Origin of the sequence: Devosia sp. UYZn731, assembly GCF_040546795.1 — a bacterium.
Taxonomy (GTDB): Bacteria; Pseudomonadota; Alphaproteobacteria; order Rhizobiales; family Devosiaceae; genus Devosia.
Window position 1 is genome coordinate 349,966 of record NZ_JBEPOL010000006.1, and the last position, 16,388, is coordinate 366,353.

Here is a 16,388-nt window from a genome sequence, read left to right on the forward strand (position 1 = left end):
CGCAGCGTCGGGTGAGGGGGCCTTCCGCAGGCACCTCAACCGGCAAAGGCCACCTCACCCGCCTCGCAAGAGCGAGCCGACCTCTCCCCCGAAGGGAGAGGTGAGCAAGGCTCAGTTATCATTCACGCGGCGGCGATATTCGCTGGCGAAGTAAATCACCACCACTGCGAAGACGGCCCCCAAGCCGGTCTGCACCCAGTCCGTGCGGGCAATTAGGTCGCTGGCAAAGGTCGTAAAACTGAACGGTGCCTCGGTGGTGAACCAGTTTTCGATATAGCCCTGGCTGACCTGGAAATCGGCGCGATAGGACAGGTATCGCCAGGTATGCGTGTGGACGGGGCTGAGACCGCCCAGCACCACCCATTCGGCCACCGCCACCAGGCCCGGCAGCAGCAGGGAGAGCGGAATGGCCCAGCGGCCGACCACGGTCGCCATGGCGCCGACCAGACCGGTGAACGGCAGATACCAGAGGAGGCCGATGACCAGCACCAAAGCCAGGCTGAGCGCGATCTGCACATAGACCAGGGCGATATTGCCCAGGAGGGCCATGCCACCAACGCCGCCGAGCGTGGAGGAGACGAAGGCGATGGCGAACAGCAACAGGGCGCTGAGCAAAGCGGTGGCGTAGATCGTGGCCGGAAGGATGGTCAGCGTCGCGGTCAGCTTGGCCAGCAGCATCTTGAAATCGGAAACCGGCATCGACTTCCAGAACAACATGGCATTGTTGCGCTTGTCGGCCGAAAAGCCATCGGCGGCATAAAAGAATAGCACGCCAATAAGGTAGACGCACCAGGCGGCGCCGAAGGCGAGGAAACCGAATTCGTAGATGCGCGTGGGCGCGGCGGCGAACAGGTAGCCGGTGAAACGGCCATCGACACGGCCGGTGGCAAACGAAATCAGCGTCGGCACGAACATGACCGCGACCAGGATCAGCGGCGCCATGAGAAAGGCGCCGCGATGCTCGATCAGTTCGCGGTGGACGAGGGCGACGAAGGCCTTCATTTGGCGGTCTCCGGATTGGCGGTCGGGCGCTGCATCAGCGCGACGAAAAGGTCGCTGAGGGTCGGGGTCGAGATATTGCCCAGCCCCTCGAGCTGGCTGCGGGGAACGCCATCGAAGATCATCACGGTCTGCCCGAAGCGGGTTTCCTCGTAGACCGGGCCCAGCGCGCGTGCCGGAGCTTGCTTAGTGGGATCATTGACCACGAGCTGGGTGAACTTCTCGTTCACGGTCTCCATCTGCATGTGCAGGATCATCGAGCCATCGCGGATGAACATGATGTCGGACAGCATGAACTCGATCTCGTCCACCTGGTGGGTGGTGATGATCAGGGTGCGCTCCTCGGTCATGTAGTCTTCGAGCAGGCGCCGGTAGAAGCGCTTGCGATAGGTGATGTCGAGGCCAAGGGTCGGCTCGTCGAGAACCAGCAGCTTGGCGTCGATGGCCATGACCACGGCGAGGTGGAGCTGGGCGATCATGCCTTTGCTGAGATGCTTGATCTTGAGGTCCGGCTTGAGGTCGGTGCCTTCAAGGAAGCTCTGCGCCTTGGCCTGGGAAAAGTTGGGATGGATATTGGAGAGCAGCGCGAACAGTTCGCGTACCCGCAGGAAGCGCGGCAGGCTGGCCACGTCCGAGATGAAGGCGACGTTTTCCATCAGGTGGGCGCGGCGAGCAAACGGGTCCTCGCCAAGCACGCGGATGGTGCCCTCGCAATTGGTCAGGCCCAGCATGGCATTGAGCATGGTGGTCTTGCCGGCCCCGTTATGGCCGATGACGCCATAGATGCGGCCGGGGGGAATTTCAAAATCCAGGCCATGCAGGACTTCCTTGCGGCCGAAGGACTTCTTGAGGCCGTGGGCGCTGACGATCGGCGGCACGGTGATGTTGGACATGTCGGTCATTGCTGTGGACCCTGTTTGGCTGGCACCTTGGCCAGGAGCGTGGTGGCATCGAGTTCGAGCGCGGCAATCTGTGCGGCGATGCGCGGCCAGTCTTCGGTGAGGAATTTTTCGCGTTCATGCGCGAGCAACTGATCGCGCGCTCCGGTTTTGACGAACATGCCCAGGCCCCTGCGTTTTTCGACGATGCCGATATCCACCAGGGCTTCGAACGCCTTGGTGACGGTCAGCGGGTTGACCGAGAGCTCCCCCGCGATCTGGCGGACCGATGGCAGGGCATCGCCCTCGCCCACCGCTCCGCGCAGGATCATTTCGATAAGCCGTTGCCGGATCTGCACGAAGATCGGCTGGCTGGTATGAAAGTCATCCATGTGGCTTGCTCTTGTAGTGTGGTGGTTTTGTAGCACACTAATATTGCCTGTCAAGCGGGTTTGTGGCGCTGGCGCCAAAGCGGGGTGCCGGCACAATGGGAGCGGAGACGGGAGGGATTTTGCAACAATCCCATTCCCAAAGCCCGCCTGGCCTGTCTATTGTCGGGCCAAAGAGCGTCCCGGAGCCTGCCATCTCATGAAGTCGAAGTTCATTGCCGCCGCCGCTATCCTGCTCGGCACTATTTCCGCCCAGGCGCAGGCCCTGCCCGATCTGGCCGGTCGCACCATCGTGGCGGTCACCGAAAATGCCTATGTGCCGCTGAATTTTGCCGATCCCAAGACCGGGCAGGGCGTGGGGCTGGAATATGACCTCGTCAACGAGATCGCCAAGCGTCTCAATGCTAAAGTCGACTGGCAGCTTTCGAGCTGGGACGTGATGATCCAGGCGGTGCGCGACGGCCAGTTCGATATCGGCATGGATGGCATCACCATCAATGACGAGCGCAAGGCGCAGATCGACTTCTCCGAGCCATACTTGACCTCCGAACAGCTCATGCTGGTGCGGGCTGACGAGACACGGTTCACCGACAATGTCAGCTTTGCCGCCAATGCCGAATTCCTGGTCGGCGCGCAGGCCGGTACCACCAATTTCTATACCGCCGTTTATTCGGTGCTCGATGGCGATGAGGCCAATCCGCGCATCAAGCTGTTCGACACGTTTGGTGCGTCGGTCTCGGCGCTCCAGTCGGGCGATGTCGATACGGTGCTGATGGATAAGACCTCGGCCAACGGCTATATCGGCGCCAATCCGGGTGCATTCAAAGTCGTCGGCGGTCCGCTCGGCAGCGAGGATTTTGGCTTCATCCTGACCAAGGGGTCAGACTTGATCGCCCCGATCAATGCGGCGCTTGCGTCCATCAAGGCTGATGGCACCATGGATAGTCTGCAGAAAAAGTGGTTCTACGACTACAACGCTGCCCAATAATACCGTTCGTCCCAATGCCTCACTCGACACTCTCCGCCTTGCGGGGAGGGACCAAGGGTGGGGGTATGCTTGGCCCTGATCCCGGATCGTGGCCCCCAACTCCCTCCCAACCTCCCCCGTCGCGGGGGAGGCGCCGTTCCGCGGTTGCGGCCCGCAACGTGGAATACGCCCAATTGACCTATAGCCCTCGCCAACCCTCGATCATTTCCCGAACCCCCTGGTGGCTCCTGGCCATCGCGCTGCTGTTCGTGGTCGGCCTTTGGGCCATCACGGCCGATGCCGGCTATTCGCAGATTTTCCGGGCACTGGCCGGCGGCGTGGTGACCACGCTCTGGGTGGCTTTCTTCGCCTTCGTGGCGGCCATCGTGCTCGGCCTGCTGGTGGCGCTGGCACGTACCTCTCAGAGCCGCGTACTGCGCGAGATCGCGACCTTCTATGTTGAGATCATCCGCGGCATTCCGGTGCTGGTCTTCCTGTTCTACGTCGCCTTCGTGGGCGCGCCCTGGTTCGTCTCCGCCATCAATGTGCTGCTCAATCCTCTGGTCCAGCTCGGTTGGCTTGAGGTCATGACCATCCGCGATTTCGATTTCGTCTGGCGCGCGATTTTGGCGCTGACCGTGTGCTACTCGGCGTTCATCGCTGAAATCTTTCGCGCCGGCATCGAGGCCGTCGATCGCGGGCAAGTTGAAGCGGCGCGCGCGCTTGGCCTGTCGCGCTGGAACACGTTTCGCTTCGTCGTGGCGCCGCAGGCCCTGCGCACCATCCTGCCGCCGCTGGCCAACGATTTCGTCTCGATGATCAAGGATTCGGCGCTGGTCTCGGCCCTGGGCGTCCAGGACATTACCCAATTGGGCAAGGTCTATTCTTCGGGCACGTTCAAGTTCTTCGAAACCTACAACGTGGTGGCGTTCCTCTACCTCACCATGACCATTTCGCTGTCGCTGCTGGTGCGGCTGCTGGAACGCCATTTGCGCGGCCGGCAGCGGTGATCCCTTGCGCAGCGCCCACGACTGCCCATCTATCGTTCGCACCATTCAAGGACCCTGCCGCCATGAACCTCATCGCCCGCATCGCCCTGCCTGCCGCCTTGCTTCTGACGCTCGCCGCCTGTGGCGATAATCGCCAGGTCGGCAATGTCGGCGTCGACTGGACCGGCAACGATATTTCGATCGACGCCGTGGCCGATCCGGAAGTGGCGGGGGTGGTCTGCCATCTGGCCTATTTCAACCGCAGCTTCATCGATCGCGTCAGCCAGGGGAACTGGTTCGAGGACCCGTCCTATTCGGCGCTGGATTGCTCGGTGGTTGGCCCCATCACCATCGGCGATATCGCCACCAAGCCTGGCGGCGAGGAAATCTTCCGCGAAAACCGCTCGCTGATCTGGAAGTCGCTACGCGTCACCCGCGTCTATGACGCCGCCAACAATGCGCTGATCTACCTGGCCCATGCCCGCGAAATCCAGCAGGGAAGTGGCAAGATGTCGCTCTCGGTCATCCCCCTGTCGACCGAGCAGGTGACGTGGACCAATGGCGCGCCGGCGCGTCCTGCGGCACAATAAAAAAAGGCCCGGTTTGCGCCGGGCCTCTTTTCGATCTGAGCAATCAACTAATTGCCCGTGGCCTCGTCCTTGGCCGGGCAATCGGCATCGACGCCCTGAACGGTAGGCGCGCCATCCTTGCCGATGCAGCATGTGCCAGCGGAGTCATCGTTGGTGCTGTCATCGCTGCTTGCGCTCATGGAGTCGTCGGTCGAGTCATTGGTCATCAGCGATTCAGGGGCGCCCATATTACCGGCCGTTTCCCCGCATGCTGTACTTTGCGTTGCATCAGGGGTGGTTGCATCCTGAGCATGGACAGCACCAATCGGGGCAAAGGACAGGGCAGCGGCGGCAAGAAGGGCCAAAAGGGAGGATTTCATTTCGGTCTCCAGTCGATTGGTGAAATGGACTTATGGGTCGAAGTACTGCGGTGGCAACGCACCGCTTTTCCCTTTGGTGGCACGGCGATTGGTCACGAAGCCGTGAGGGTGGCCCAAAGCCTAAACCTGCCGTGCCGGAAAGGACGGTTGCGGCGGGATTAAGCACTGATGCTTTGGCGGCCACGGCCCTTGGAACGCCATGGCGTCTTAACCGCTCAAAACACAAAAGATTTCGCTCCCGGGCGCTTCTTTCGCAGGCTATGGGTACGATATTCTAACATCAACAAGCCGCGTCCCGGCCGGACGAGATAAGGAAGCAACGAGCATGGCGATACTGATTGGCGATACTGCGCCCGATTTCGAGCTGGACTCCACCGAAGGCCCGATTCACTTCTACGATTACATCGAGGGCCACTGGGCGGTGCTGTTTTCGCATCCCAAGAATTTCACCCCGGTCTGCACCACCGAGCTGGGTTATACCGCCAAGCTGAAGCCCGAATTCGACAAGCGCGATGTCAAGGTGCTGGGCCTGTCGGTCGACAAGCTTGAGGATCATGCCGCCTGGGCTAGCGACATTGCCGAGACGCAGGGCACGGCGCTGAATTTCCCGCTCCTGGCCGATACCAAGGGCGAAGTCGCGCGCAAGTACGACATGATCCATCCCAATGCCGACAATACGCTGACCGTGCGGAGCGTGTTCGTTATCGGGCCGGACAAGAAGGTCAAGCTCAAGATCGAATATCCGGCGTCCACTGGCCGCAATTTCGATGAAGTGATCCGCGTCATCGACAGCCTGCAGCTGACCGCCAAGCATCAGGTCGCCACCCCGGTGAATTGGAAGAACGGCGAGGACGTCATCATCGCGGGTTCGGTCAACAATGAAGCCGCCAAGCTCAAGTACCCAGAGGGCTGGAAGGAACCCAAGCCCTATCTGCGGATTGTTCCCCAGCCACGCGGCTGATCGGCCGCATTCGTTTTCTCCCTGACAACTGGGCGGCAGATCGATCTGCCGCCCTTTCTTTTGTGTCGTTTTCACCGCCCTTTAAGGCCGCCGCGCTAGAACGATGCCGGTCCCTGTGGAGCACCTCGATGCTTGACCGGCAAAAGCATGACCTGTTGCCGCTGGCCTTTGTGTTCCTGGCGGCTTTGGCGTTCATTGCGGTCCGCGCCGGCTATCACGGCTTTGATCAGGTCTTTTTCGCCGATAATGACGACGCCATGCGCATGGTCGTGGTGCGCGATTTCCTGTCCGGGCAAAACTGGTTTGATCACGCCCAATACCGCATGAACACGCCGTTCGGCGCCGCTATGCACTGGTCGCGACTGGTCGATCTGCCGATCGCCATTGTCGAACTGCTAGCGCGTCCACTGGTGGGCGCGGCGCAGGCGGAAATCGTCGCCGGCTATGTGTGGCCGTCCATTCTGCTGGCGATCTTCATCTGGCTCAGCGGTCGGCTGGCCCGCCTGCTGGTCGGCGCAGAGGGTGTCCTGCCCGGCATGCTGCTGTCGGCCTTCTCCATCATCACCTTCAGCGAATTCAACTTCGGGCGGGTCGATCATCATTCCGTCCAGATCATCCTGACGCAGGTCGCCGCGATCGCCACCCTCACCGCCCTGCGCCGGCCGGGCGCGGCGATCGGCGCTGGCCTCGCCGTGGCCACGTCGCTGGCGATCGGCATCGAAACCTTGCCGGTGGTGATCGCCGCCGTGGCCATTTACGGCCTCATCTATGTGACATCGCCCGTCCAGGCGCGGGCCGTACGCAATTTCGGCCTGTCGTTCGGCCTCGGCACGTTGCTGCATCTCGGCGTCGCCCTGCCGCCTTCGCTCTGGTTCGTACCGGCCTGCGACGCTATTTCCATCGTCTACGTCACCGCCGCCCTGGCGGTGGGGCTGGGCCTGTCTGGCCTGAGCCTGCTGCCGCTTGGCATCCGACCCTGGTCCTGGCGGCTGGGCGCCGCCGTCATCGCTGGCAGCGCTGCCCTCGCGCTGGTCCTCGTACTGTTCCCCCAATGCCTGGCCGGTCCCTATGCGTCGGTCGATCCGTGGCTGGTGCAGCATTGGCTGGCGGGCGTCGGCGAGGCGAAGCCCTTGCTGGCGGTGCTGAGCGAACAGCCCAGCTACGTGGTGGCGGCGGCCATTCCCACGACGCTGGCCCTTTTGGTCTATGCCTATGCGGCCTGGCGCACGCGCGGTGTCGAGCGCGGCGGCTGGCTGGTCATGCTGGCATTTCTTGCATGCATCGCGGCGGTCGCTTTGCTGCAGGTGCGCGGCATCCGCCTTTCGGTAGCCGTGCTGTCGCCGGCCTGCGGCTATCTGGCGATCGCCGCGCGCGCCAGATACCTGCGCCGAACAACGGCTTTAAGCGTGATTGGATTGATTGGCAGCTGGCTCGGCTTCGCCGGGCTGCTCTGGGCGGTGCTGGTGCAACAGGTCGTGCTTCACCTGCCAGCACAAACGGGCGCGCGGGTCGTCACCTCAGCCGAAGTCGACCGCGACGCGTGCCTGGCGCCCGGCGCCTATGTCGACCTCAGGGGCATGCCGCCCGAACGCATCATGACCCCGATCGATCTGGGCGCCTATGTGCTGCTGTATACCGATCACGCTGTCGTGGCTGCGCCCTACCATCGCAACAACCAGGGCCTGCTCGATACCTTCCACTTCTTCAATGGCCCGATCGGAGAGGCCCGCGCCATCCTCGATGCGCGCGGCATCAGCCTCGTCGTCACCTGCGACGCCCTGCCCGAAATGAACGGTCTTCCCGACGCCGCGCCGGATGCATTCGTCAATCTGGCCCGCGCCAATGCGCTGCCGCCATGGCTTTCCGAGGTCAAGCACGACGGTCCGCTCAGGATCTACGCGGTCCTGCCGCAATAAGCCCGTCCAGCGCCAGTTCTGTCCGGCTCCTGCGCGTCAGGCGCGTCGCAATCAGCCGATGCGCCTCCACGATATAGGCCCGCAACTCGTCCTCGCCCAGCGGCGCGCCAGGGCTGACTGCCACCCATGATGCGCGCGCGAAATAAGGCGCCGGCCGGATGCCGGGCAATTCGATCAGCATGTCGAATGCCAGCTCCGACACCTTGAGCCAGACCTCGCCCGGATCGTTGTCGAGCAGGGCGAAAATCTTGCCGCCAACCTTGGCGACGCTGTCGTCGCGCCATTGATGCACCAGCGTCGCCGCCGGCTGCGCCAGCACGAAGGGTTCGAACCCCGCACGGGTAAAGATCGACGCGCTCATTGGGGTGGCAGCAGGCCAAGCTCGCGCTGCAGCTTCTTGGTCAGGCTGGCCGCCACCACTGCATGCGATCCGGCAATATAGTGCTCGACATCGCCCTTGGGCAGCGCGCCAGGCGCCACCACGACCCACTTGCCCTTGGCAAAATACGGTGCCTGATCCACGCCATCCAGGGCGGTCAGAATCTCAAAGCTGGTTTCGGGCACCTTGAAGACGATGTGTCCGGGCTCGTCGTCCCGCTCGCCCCACATGGCGAACACCTTGCCGCCGACCTTGGCGATCAGCCCGCCCCATTGCTCGACGAACGTGGCGCCGGGCAGGGTGGCAGCAAAGCGCTGGTACTCTGCCCGGCCGATCATGCTAGGCGGCGACGCCGGTGCCGATGGGGCACGTGACGCCCGTGCCCTGCAGCCCGCAATAGCCACGCGGGTTCTTGGCGAGGTATTGCTGGTGATAGGTCTCGGCATAATAGAACGGACCCGCCGGGGCGATTTCCGTGGTGATGGTGCCCAGGCCTTTGGCCTTGAGCGCGCCCTGATAGGCGACGCGGCTGCGCGCCACGATCTCGGCCTGTTCGGGCGTCGTCGTATAGATGGCCGAGCGATATTGCGTGCCCACATCATTGCCCGAACGCATGCCTTCGGTCGGATTGTGCTCCTCCCAGAAGGTCTTGAGCAGGGTATCGAGGCTCACCTGCGCCGGATCGTAGACCACCTTGACCGCCTCGGTATGCCCGGTCTGGCCCGAGCAGACCTCTTCGTAGGTCGGATTGGGGGTCGAACCACCCTGGTAGCCAACCGCGGTCACATAGACTCCCGGCAGCTTCCAGAATAGCCGTTCCGCCCCCCAGAAGCATCCGAGCCCGAAATAGATGGTCTCGGCCCCGGCGGGATAGGGGCCCTTTAGATTGTGTTCATTGACGAAGTGGTTGGGCTCCACCGTCATTTCGGCGGCACGGCCGGGCAGCGCCTGCTCGGCACTGGGAATGGAGCTTGGTTTGCTTTTGAAAAACATCGGTCTTCCTTTCTGGGGCGCAGCGGAACGGCGTCAGATCTGGTCCTGCTGGATATACCGCTCACGCCGCGGCGTCCGGCCCAGCAGGGCCAATAGAATTCCCGGAACTGCGATCACCGCAAATGCGGGGTAGCTCAACAGCGCCGCCATTGTGCCATCCAGCAGATCGGCAAAATACCGGCTATTGAAAAACGCCTGAACTGCCAAGAGGCTCGCCGGATTGACGCTGGTCCAGGTCTCGGCCAGGCTTGTCAGTACTAGGTGGCTGGCGCCCAGCGATTTGGTGCCGTCGATGACGGCAAGCACCAGCGCCAGGCCCACCAGCCAGGTTCCGAGAATTCTCAAGACAAGCCGCATCACAACTTCCTGTGCGCCCGGGACATCGTGAGGTGACTGGTCATTCCGGCCCCTGCCGCGGTTCTTTGTGCCATGGTGTGGGTCCAGGCTACAAGATGGGAGCTGGGCTCTACAAAACAATCCTCTTGTCGCAGCTGTGATCGCTTGCATCCGCAGCGTTTATTCGTATATTGCGCCCGCTCGCCCCGGCCATTGGCCACGCGCCGGACCCTTCCACCGGCCGCCAGAGCGAAGCGGAGAGATGGCCGAGTGGTCGAAGGCGCACGCCTGGAAAGTGTGTAGGCGGGGAACCGTCTCAAGGGTTCGAATCCCTTTCTCTCCGCCATTACTAAGTCATTGAAATTGCTAGCCTGGAATCCGAATTAGAAAATGGATTCTGTAACAGCATCCCGTCACAACAACGGGAGTGTTTGTGTCTTGCCAGGATCGCCCTCATCGTTGGTTCACCGGCTAGGTCCGGTCTAGTGGTTCCGCAAAGCGGTGCCCGTCGACCTGATCGATCGCCTTGTCGGTGTGGTGATCCAAAAGACTACGGCGTCCTGGTGACTTCCAGGCCCGCCTAAGGAGCGTCGAAGGCCCATCGATCAGCATGCAGGGCGATAACCTTGTTGAGCGGCATGCCTGCGTCGTGGCCGGCCCGGGTCTCGATCAGCACCAGAGGGGGTCAGCGGCGCTATTCCCCTTCCCGCTACTGTGCCGTCTCATGGAACACAGCTGTCGAATGTCGGTGTCGCCATCCTACCAATTGGCAATTCGTCCGTCCGCCAGCACGGCGCCCATGGCGGGAATAACTTCCTGTTCGAACGGGTGTTTGGCGGCTGCGACCTCATCGATCTCAATGCCAAGTCCCGAGGCTTCCGGTACCATCCAGCTATGGTCGCGCAGCTGCAGGGGATGGACCGCGCAGATTTCTTCGAACCATGGCACGATGCCGACCGCCTCTTCCTGGATGACGAAGTTGGTTGTCGCCACGTCGAAGTTGAGCGCGACCGCGCCGGCCACCGGGCCCATCGGATTGTGGGGGCAAACACCCATATGGGCGGCCTCGGCGATCGCGGCGATCTTGCGACCCCCGGTGATGCCCATGCAGTGAGCAAGGTCGGGTTGAATATAGGTCACGGCCCGCAGTTGGGCGAGTTCGGCATATTCAACTGGTGTGAACAACCGTTCGCCGGTTGCCAGCGGACAATCGACCCGCCGTGCAATGTCAGCCATGGCTCCCGCGTTGCCCGGCTGGATCACCTCCTCGCAGAACAGCGGCTTGATGGGCGCGATGGCATTGATGTAAGCGATGGCCGCATCGAGTGAATCCGGCCGGCCGTGGAAATCGACCATGATGTCGACGTCATCACCGACTCGCTCGCGTACCGCTGCAGCCAGCTTTTCGGTGTGTCGCACGGCTTTGATCGGCGCGTCATAGCCGCCATAGGGCACGAAACCGAGCTTGACTGCATTGTAACCCATCTCGACGGTTTCCTGCACCGCATCGCAATAGGCACTGATGTCTTCATTGGGCACCTGGAAGCCCACGGCGCCGCGGCCCAAATGGGTATAGACCCGCACCTTGTCGCGAACCTTGCCGCCGAGCAGTTGCCAGACCGGTACGCCCAGGGCCTTGCCCTTGATGTCCCAAAGGGCGTGCTCGATGCCGGACACGGCGGTGAGGCCGATCGACCCCAACGGCCAGAAGCTGAAGCGGGTCATCATGTTGACCAGATGCTCGATGCGCATCGGGTCTTGGCCGATCAAGAACGGCGCCAAATCATCAATGGCGCCCTTCACCGCGCGGGTCTTCCATTCAAGCGTTGCTTCGCCCCAACCATGTAGTCCGGGCTGATCGGTCAGCACCTTGACGAAAATCCAGTTGCGATGGACGGCGTTGACGATGACGGTCTCGATGCCGGTGATCTTCAAGATAATGCTCCTCCGGGAGGCGCTTGGCGCGCTCAATCTGGTTTGGTTCGGTCCTTGAGCGGCGTCAGCTACTCGATGGCATTGGCCTCGAGATATTCGCGGTTCATCTCGATGCCCAGGCCGGGGGCCGGGTTCAGCTTGAGGCTGCCATTGGAGTTGTCGAGCGGCACATCAATGAGGTGATCGTACTTGGACAGGTTCCATTCGGAGGTTTCGAGCTTGTAGAAGTTCGGCACTGTCATCATGACTTGCGCGCCGGCCACCACATTAATCGGCCCTGCGGCATCGTGGGGCGAAACGGGAATGTAATAGGCCTCGCATAGGGCCGAGATTTTCTTGAGTTCGGTAATGCCGCCGGTCCAAGTCACGTCGGGCATGATGTAATCAGCCAGCTTGTTCTCAAGAATGGCCACGAAGTCCCATTTGGTGTGTCCGCGCTCCCCCCACGAGATCGCGGCGTTGACCTTTTCACGCACCTGCTTGAGCGCATTGATGCTCTCGGGCGGACAGGGTTCCTCGAACCAGTCGATCTTGCCGGCCTCTTCCAGGGTGCGGCAGAGCCGGATTGCCGTTGGCACGTCGAAACGGCCATGCGCGTCGATCAGCACTTCGATGTCGGGGCCCGCAGTCTCGCGGATCAGCGCCGTCAGCTCCGCTGCCTCGCGTTCGTCCTTCCGGTTCATCGAGCCATCGAGATAGCCGTCGCGCTGCTCGCGCGCCTGGCCATTGACGATGAGGCCCTGCTGGGGGAACGGGTCGAACTTGAGCGCCGTGTGGCCGGATTTTACGATGTCCTGGATTTCGGCGATGACGCCTTCCTTGGTGGTGAACTTGCGCTGATCCGGGTGCGTATAAAGCGCTATTTCGTCGCGCACGGGGCCGCCGAGCAACTCGTAAATCGGCTTGCCAAGCGCCTTGCCGCGGATATCCCAGAGCGCGATGTCGATGGCGCTGAGGCATTCGACGGCAGCACCCCGGCTGCCCATATAGGTAAAGCTGCGAAACAGCTTGTGCCAGAGGTGCTCGATGCGGGACGGATCTTCGCCGGCAAGCATGGTGTCGATCTGGCGCAGCATTGCGGTTAGCGCGCGATTGGCAATCTTCGTGGTTGTAGTGATCTCGCCCCAGCCGGTGATCCCCTCATCGGTGGTGACCTCGACAAACAGGAATTCGCCCCAATAGGAGGCGGTTGACTTAATCAGCCATGGCCGGACGCCGGTAATCTTCATGATGTGTACTCGCCGATGAAAATGTGAAATCGCAATGTGCTGACGGAATTTAGCCCGCACGTGCCGCGCTGGCGGCCCGCATCTGCTCCAGAATGTGGCGACCCGAACCTTCGACATGGCGCGCCACGAGGTCGGCCGCCTTGTTGGCTTCGCCGACCTTGATCAGGTCGATAAGTTCGCGGTGTTCCCGGATGATCTGTGCACGCCGGGCGAGGGTGAAATTGAACCGACGGCTCACCGATCGCAGGACCTCGCGATGCTTCCACCACAGCTCAGCGGCGTGGCGGTTGTAATGCCGCTGGTACATGAGCGTATGAAATTGGGTATCGAGGTCGCTGTGCTTGATCGGGTCGGCAAAATTGTTGGCTTCGATCTGCTCTTGCAGCGCCTCTAGCTCTGCAATGTCGGCATCTGTAGCCATCCCTACGAACCAGCGGGTGAGAACCGGTTCGATCACGACGCCGATCTCGTAGATGTCCCGGATGAAGTCCTGATCGATCGGTCGAACACGCGCGCCACGATTGCGGTGAAAGACGACGAAACCTTCGCCGCGCAACAGCTGCAGTACCTCGCGAACCGGGGTTGCAGAAGTGCCGTGACGTTTTGCCAGTTCGGTGACAACCAGGCGCTCGTTGGCCTTGAGACGTCCCGAAATGATGTCCTCGCGGATGACTTTGTACAGCAAGGCAGCAGAGTCGGTGGAGGCGCCGATCGGATCGATGTCGCCTGGGGGCGCCGCGCTGTAATCGCTCAAATCAACCATCATGAAGCCCTTACGAGTGTTCCTCTCAAGCTATATCGTATGTTGTCAGGGTCAAACAATATACAATCTGACTCGGTTGACATACAATTCTGGTTCTGCAACCGTTAGAGTGGCGGTGGGAGAAAAACAAAAAACAACCTCCGCATCAGAGGTGGGACTCGCGGCGCTACGGCCAGCGGTCACAAAATTTGGAGGAATTCGATGACGAGTCTTGATCTCGGCCGCGCGTTCGGCCGCGGCATTGCTGTGGCTGCCATCACGACATTGATGATGTCGTCGGTATTTGCGGCTCCCCCGGTCGACCTGAGCAAATGGTCGCCCGAATACGTTCGATCGATTGCAGGCACGGAGGATTTTGACACTGCGGCCGATTGCGGCAAGGTCACTCCCCTGGACTACAAGGGGCACCTGACGTTTTGGTACCAGGGCGTGTTCGAGGGCGACCCCGACCTCTTGCGCCAGTATTATGCGGATTTCTTCGAGACCTTCCGCAAAACCTACCCCAATATCGAGCTTGATGAGCAGGCGCTGACCTATAACGATCTGCTCGACAAGTTCCGCACGTCGCTGCTTGGCAACGCCGCGCCGATGGTCGTCCGCCTGCAAATCCTGGGCGGCGTCGAATTCGCCTCCAAGGGCTATCTGGAAGAACTCAAGCCCGAGGATGTCGGCTATTCGACCGAAGATTTCTGGCCGGGTGCCATGAAGTCCGACATGTGGGAAGGCAAGACCTACGGCATTCCCACCAATAACGAGACCATGGCATTCATCTGGAATGCCGACGTGTTCAAGCGTGCGGGCCTTGATCCTGAAAAGGCGCCGGCCACTTGGGACGACGTGGCCAAATATTCCAAGCAGATCCACGACACGTTGGGGATTTCCGGCTATGGCCTGGTCGCCCGCAAGAACGCCGGCAACACGCCTTATCGCTTCATGCCCCAGCTTTGGGGCTATGGTGGCGGCGTATTCGACGAAGCCACGGCGAACCCGACCTATTCAAAGGTTGAACTGAACAGTCCTGAGAGCAAGAAGGCCTTGCAACTGGCCTACGACATGTATGTCACCGACCAGTCGGTTCCGGTTTCGGCACTGACCAACCAGCAGGCCGACAACCAGCCGCTGTTCCTCGCTGGCCAGCTCGGCATGATGATCTCGCACCCATCCGACTATAACGTGATGCTGGATCTGCAGAAAAAGGCGACCGGCACCGACCAGGCGACCGCGCAGACGGTCATCGACAATATGCGCTATGGCCTGATTCCCACGGGTCCGGACGGCAAGCGTGCCGTGGTCTTTGGCGGCTCGAACATTCACATCGTCAAGCCCGAATATGTCGATGGCGGCGTGGTGGACGAACCGGCAGCCAAGGCGATGATCTGTTTCTGGACCAGCCCTGAATGGTCGCTGAAGATGGCCTATGCGGGCTCCAACCCCGGCAACCTGAATGGCTTCAAGACCAAGTGGATGAAGGAGCGTCTGGACACGATCAAGTTCCTGGATGTGACGACGTCCATGTTGCCCTACGGCGTGCCGTTCCCAGCGCTGCCCGAAACGCCCGAAATCATGAACGTCATCGTGCCCGACATGCTGCAGAACGCCCTGACCGGCGCCATGACGGTCGACCAGGCTGCCGATGACGCGGCCAAAAAGGTCGAAGAGGTCATGAGCGGCGGCGGTCTCTGATCTGTCTCGCAAGCCAGACCGGCGGCTTGCCGCCGGTCTTCTCCCGACAGTTGAGGTGTTCAATGACTGCAGTGACAAGCCAACCGCACGCTTCAAGGCAAAAAGCCTCCAAGCGCCCAAACATCTGGCGGCAAGTCTGGGCCAGTCGGGCCGACTATTTATATGTGGCGCCCGCGATCCTGGTGATGCTCATCGTGATCGCCTATCCGATTTACTACACGTTCGATCTGTCGTTCTTCAAGACCCCACCCAGCCTGCAACTGAAGGACAAGATTTTTGTCGGACTGGACAATTATAAGTCGATCCTGACCAGTGACGTGGTCTGGCGGGTTTCCATCAACACGATCATCTGGACCGTCGCCTCGACGTTCTTCGCCTTCGTCCTGGGGCTAGGATGTGCGCTCGCGCTGCACCGCGACTTTTTCGGACGTGGCGTGTTACGCGCGATCCTGATCATCCCATGGGTGATCAGCGCCGTCGCCGCGTCGTACATCTGGAAATGGATATTTCATTCAGATTTCGGCGTGATCGGCGCCATCCTGGTCGGCCTTGGCCTGACCGATCGTCCCCCCAATTTCATCGACAATCTCACAACCGTCCTGCCGTCATTGATCGTCGTCAACGTGTGGCGCGAATTCCCGTTCGCCATGATCATGCTGATGGCCGGCCTGCAAACCGTGCCCGAGCAGTTGCTGCGTGCCGCCACCATCGATGGCGCCGGTGCCTGGCAGCGATTCTGGCACGTGACGTTCCCGCATCTGCGCGGCGTGTCGACCGTGACGTTTCTGCTGCTGGCGGTGTCGAACTTCAACTCCTTCATCATTCCCTGGATCATGACCGGGGGCGGGCCATCCAACGCCTCCCATATCTGGATCACCCATATCTACGAGCTCGCGTTCGGCCGCCAGCGCTGGGGGTCGGCCGCTGCATATTCCGTGTTGTTGTTCCTGATCCTGATGACGCTAGGCTACTTTTACGTTCGGGCCCTCAGTGGCAATGACAGAAGGGATGGAGCGGCATGA

The 16,388-nt window shown here is 61.2% G+C and carries 18 protein-coding genes and 1 tRNA gene; 8 read left to right on the forward strand and 11 right to left on the reverse strand.

Annotated features, from left to right (window positions below; genetic code table 11):
• Positions 1-111: 111 nt before the first annotated feature.
• From ABIB57_RS17030 to ABIB57_RS17040, 3 genes are read right to left on the reverse strand one after another with little or no spacing between them, the layout of a single operon-like run.
• The gene (locus ABIB57_RS17030; protein ID WP_354042328.1) at positions 112-1,002 is read right to left on the reverse strand and encodes a hypothetical protein; all 891 of its coding nucleotides are present in this window, start codon (positions 1,000-1,002) and stop codon (positions 112-114) included.
• The gene (locus ABIB57_RS17035) at positions 999-1,901 is read right to left on the reverse strand and encodes an ABC transporter ATP-binding protein (RefSeq protein ID WP_354042330.1); all 903 of its coding nucleotides are present in this window, start codon (positions 1,899-1,901) and stop codon (positions 999-1,001) included. Before ABIB57_RS17035 ends, ABIB57_RS17030 begins: the two co-directional genes overlap by 4 nt.
• Positions 1,898-2,269, reverse strand: coding sequence for a GntR family transcriptional regulator (locus ABIB57_RS17040; RefSeq protein ID WP_354042331.1), 372 nt, complete (start codon positions 2,267-2,269; stop codon positions 1,898-1,900). The genes ABIB57_RS17035 and ABIB57_RS17040 overlap by 4 nt, the downstream gene beginning before the upstream one ends.
• A gap of 196 nt (positions 2,270-2,465) precedes the next feature.
• On the opposite strand from ABIB57_RS17040, the gene ABIB57_RS17045 reads away from it, so the two are divergent.
• The 3 genes from ABIB57_RS17045 (at position 2,466) to ABIB57_RS17055 (ending at position 4,812) form a co-directional block, all read left to right on the forward strand.
• Positions 2,466-3,254, forward strand: coding sequence for a transporter substrate-binding domain-containing protein (locus ABIB57_RS17045; RefSeq protein WP_354042332.1), 789 nt, complete (start codon positions 2,466-2,468; stop codon positions 3,252-3,254).
• Between the two features lie 173 nt (positions 3,255-3,427).
• Positions 3,428-4,243: an amino acid ABC transporter permease gene (locus ABIB57_RS17050; protein WP_354042334.1), complete on the forward strand. Its 816-nt coding sequence runs from the start codon at positions 3,428-3,430 to the stop codon at positions 4,241-4,243.
• 62 nt (positions 4,244-4,305) lie between these two features.
• Entirely contained in the window at positions 4,306-4,812 is a 507-nt protein-coding gene (locus ABIB57_RS17055; protein ID WP_299723145.1) for a CreA family protein, read from the forward strand.
• A gap of 47 nt (positions 4,813-4,859) precedes the next feature.
• Here ABIB57_RS17055 and ABIB57_RS17060 read toward each other — a convergent pair whose 3' ends face one another.
• Entirely contained in the window at positions 4,860-5,171 is a 312-nt protein-coding gene (locus ABIB57_RS17060) for a hypothetical protein (RefSeq protein ID WP_354042335.1), read from the reverse strand.
• Positions 5,172-5,496: 325 nt separating this feature from the next.
• Between ABIB57_RS17060 and ABIB57_RS17065 the strand changes: the two genes are divergently transcribed.
• Together ABIB57_RS17065 and ABIB57_RS17070 are read left to right on the forward strand one after the other, a co-directional pair.
• Positions 5,497-6,132, forward strand: a complete 636-nt coding sequence (locus tag ABIB57_RS17065) for a peroxiredoxin (RefSeq protein WP_299723141.1) — start codon at positions 5,497-5,499, stop codon at positions 6,130-6,132.
• 128 nt (positions 6,133-6,260) lie between these two features.
• Positions 6,261-8,048: a hypothetical protein gene (locus ABIB57_RS17070; protein ID WP_354042337.1), complete on the forward strand. Its 1,788-nt coding sequence runs from the start codon at positions 6,261-6,263 to the stop codon at positions 8,046-8,048.
• Here the strand turns inward: ABIB57_RS17070 and ABIB57_RS17075 are convergent.
• Genes ABIB57_RS17075 through ABIB57_RS17090 form a run of 4 tightly spaced genes read right to left on the reverse strand, consistent with a single transcriptional unit; the run spans position 8,020 to position 9,777 of the window.
• Positions 8,020-8,409, reverse strand: a complete 390-nt coding sequence (locus ABIB57_RS17075; protein ID WP_354042338.1) for an MmcQ/YjbR family DNA-binding protein — start codon at positions 8,407-8,409, stop codon at positions 8,020-8,022. The genes ABIB57_RS17070 and ABIB57_RS17075 overlap by 29 nt on opposite strands.
• Positions 8,406-8,765: an MmcQ/YjbR family DNA-binding protein gene (locus ABIB57_RS17080; RefSeq protein ID WP_354042340.1), complete on the reverse strand. Its 360-nt coding sequence runs from the start codon at positions 8,763-8,765 to the stop codon at positions 8,406-8,408. The genes ABIB57_RS17075 and ABIB57_RS17080 overlap by 4 nt, the downstream gene beginning before the upstream one ends.
• Before the next feature lies 1 nt (position 8,766).
• On the reverse strand, positions 8,767-9,420 hold the full coding sequence (gene msrA, locus ABIB57_RS17085; protein ID WP_354042341.1) for a peptide-methionine (S)-S-oxide reductase MsrA: 654 nt from the start codon (positions 9,418-9,420) through the stop codon (positions 8,767-8,769).
• A gap of 33 nt (positions 9,421-9,453) precedes the next feature.
• Positions 9,454-9,777 (reverse strand): hypothetical protein, encoded by a 324-nt coding sequence (locus ABIB57_RS17090; protein ID WP_354042342.1) that lies wholly within the window; start codon positions 9,775-9,777, stop codon positions 9,454-9,456.
• A gap of 235 nt (positions 9,778-10,012) precedes the next feature.
• On the opposite strand from ABIB57_RS17090, the gene ABIB57_RS17095 reads away from it, so the two are divergent.
• Positions 10,013-10,102, forward strand: a tRNA-Ser gene (locus tag ABIB57_RS17095).
• Between the two features lie 413 nt (positions 10,103-10,515).
• Here the strand turns inward: ABIB57_RS17095 and dgoD are convergent.
• From dgoD to ABIB57_RS17110, 3 genes are all read right to left on the reverse strand, one after another.
• Positions 10,516-11,691: a galactonate dehydratase gene (gene dgoD / locus ABIB57_RS17100; RefSeq protein ID WP_354042344.1), complete on the reverse strand. Its 1,176-nt coding sequence runs from the start codon at positions 11,689-11,691 to the stop codon at positions 10,516-10,518.
• A 68-nt stretch (positions 11,692-11,759) separates the two neighbouring features.
• Positions 11,760-12,920, reverse strand: a complete 1,161-nt coding sequence (locus tag ABIB57_RS17105; protein WP_354042345.1) for a mandelate racemase/muconate lactonizing enzyme family protein — start codon at positions 12,918-12,920, stop codon at positions 11,760-11,762.
• Positions 12,921-12,969: 49 nt separating this feature from the next.
• On the reverse strand, positions 12,970-13,683 hold the full coding sequence (locus tag ABIB57_RS17110; RefSeq protein WP_354042443.1) for a GntR family transcriptional regulator: 714 nt from the start codon (positions 13,681-13,683) through the stop codon (positions 12,970-12,972).
• A gap of 201 nt (positions 13,684-13,884) precedes the next feature.
• On the opposite strand from ABIB57_RS17110, the gene ABIB57_RS17115 reads away from it, so the two are divergent.
• Entirely contained in the window at positions 13,885-15,366 is a 1,482-nt protein-coding gene (locus tag ABIB57_RS17115) for an ABC transporter substrate-binding protein (protein WP_354042347.1), read from the forward strand.
• Between the two features lie 62 nt (positions 15,367-15,428).
• Positions 15,429-16,388, forward strand: a complete 960-nt coding sequence (locus ABIB57_RS17120; RefSeq protein ID WP_354042348.1) for a carbohydrate ABC transporter permease — start codon at positions 15,429-15,431, stop codon at positions 16,386-16,388.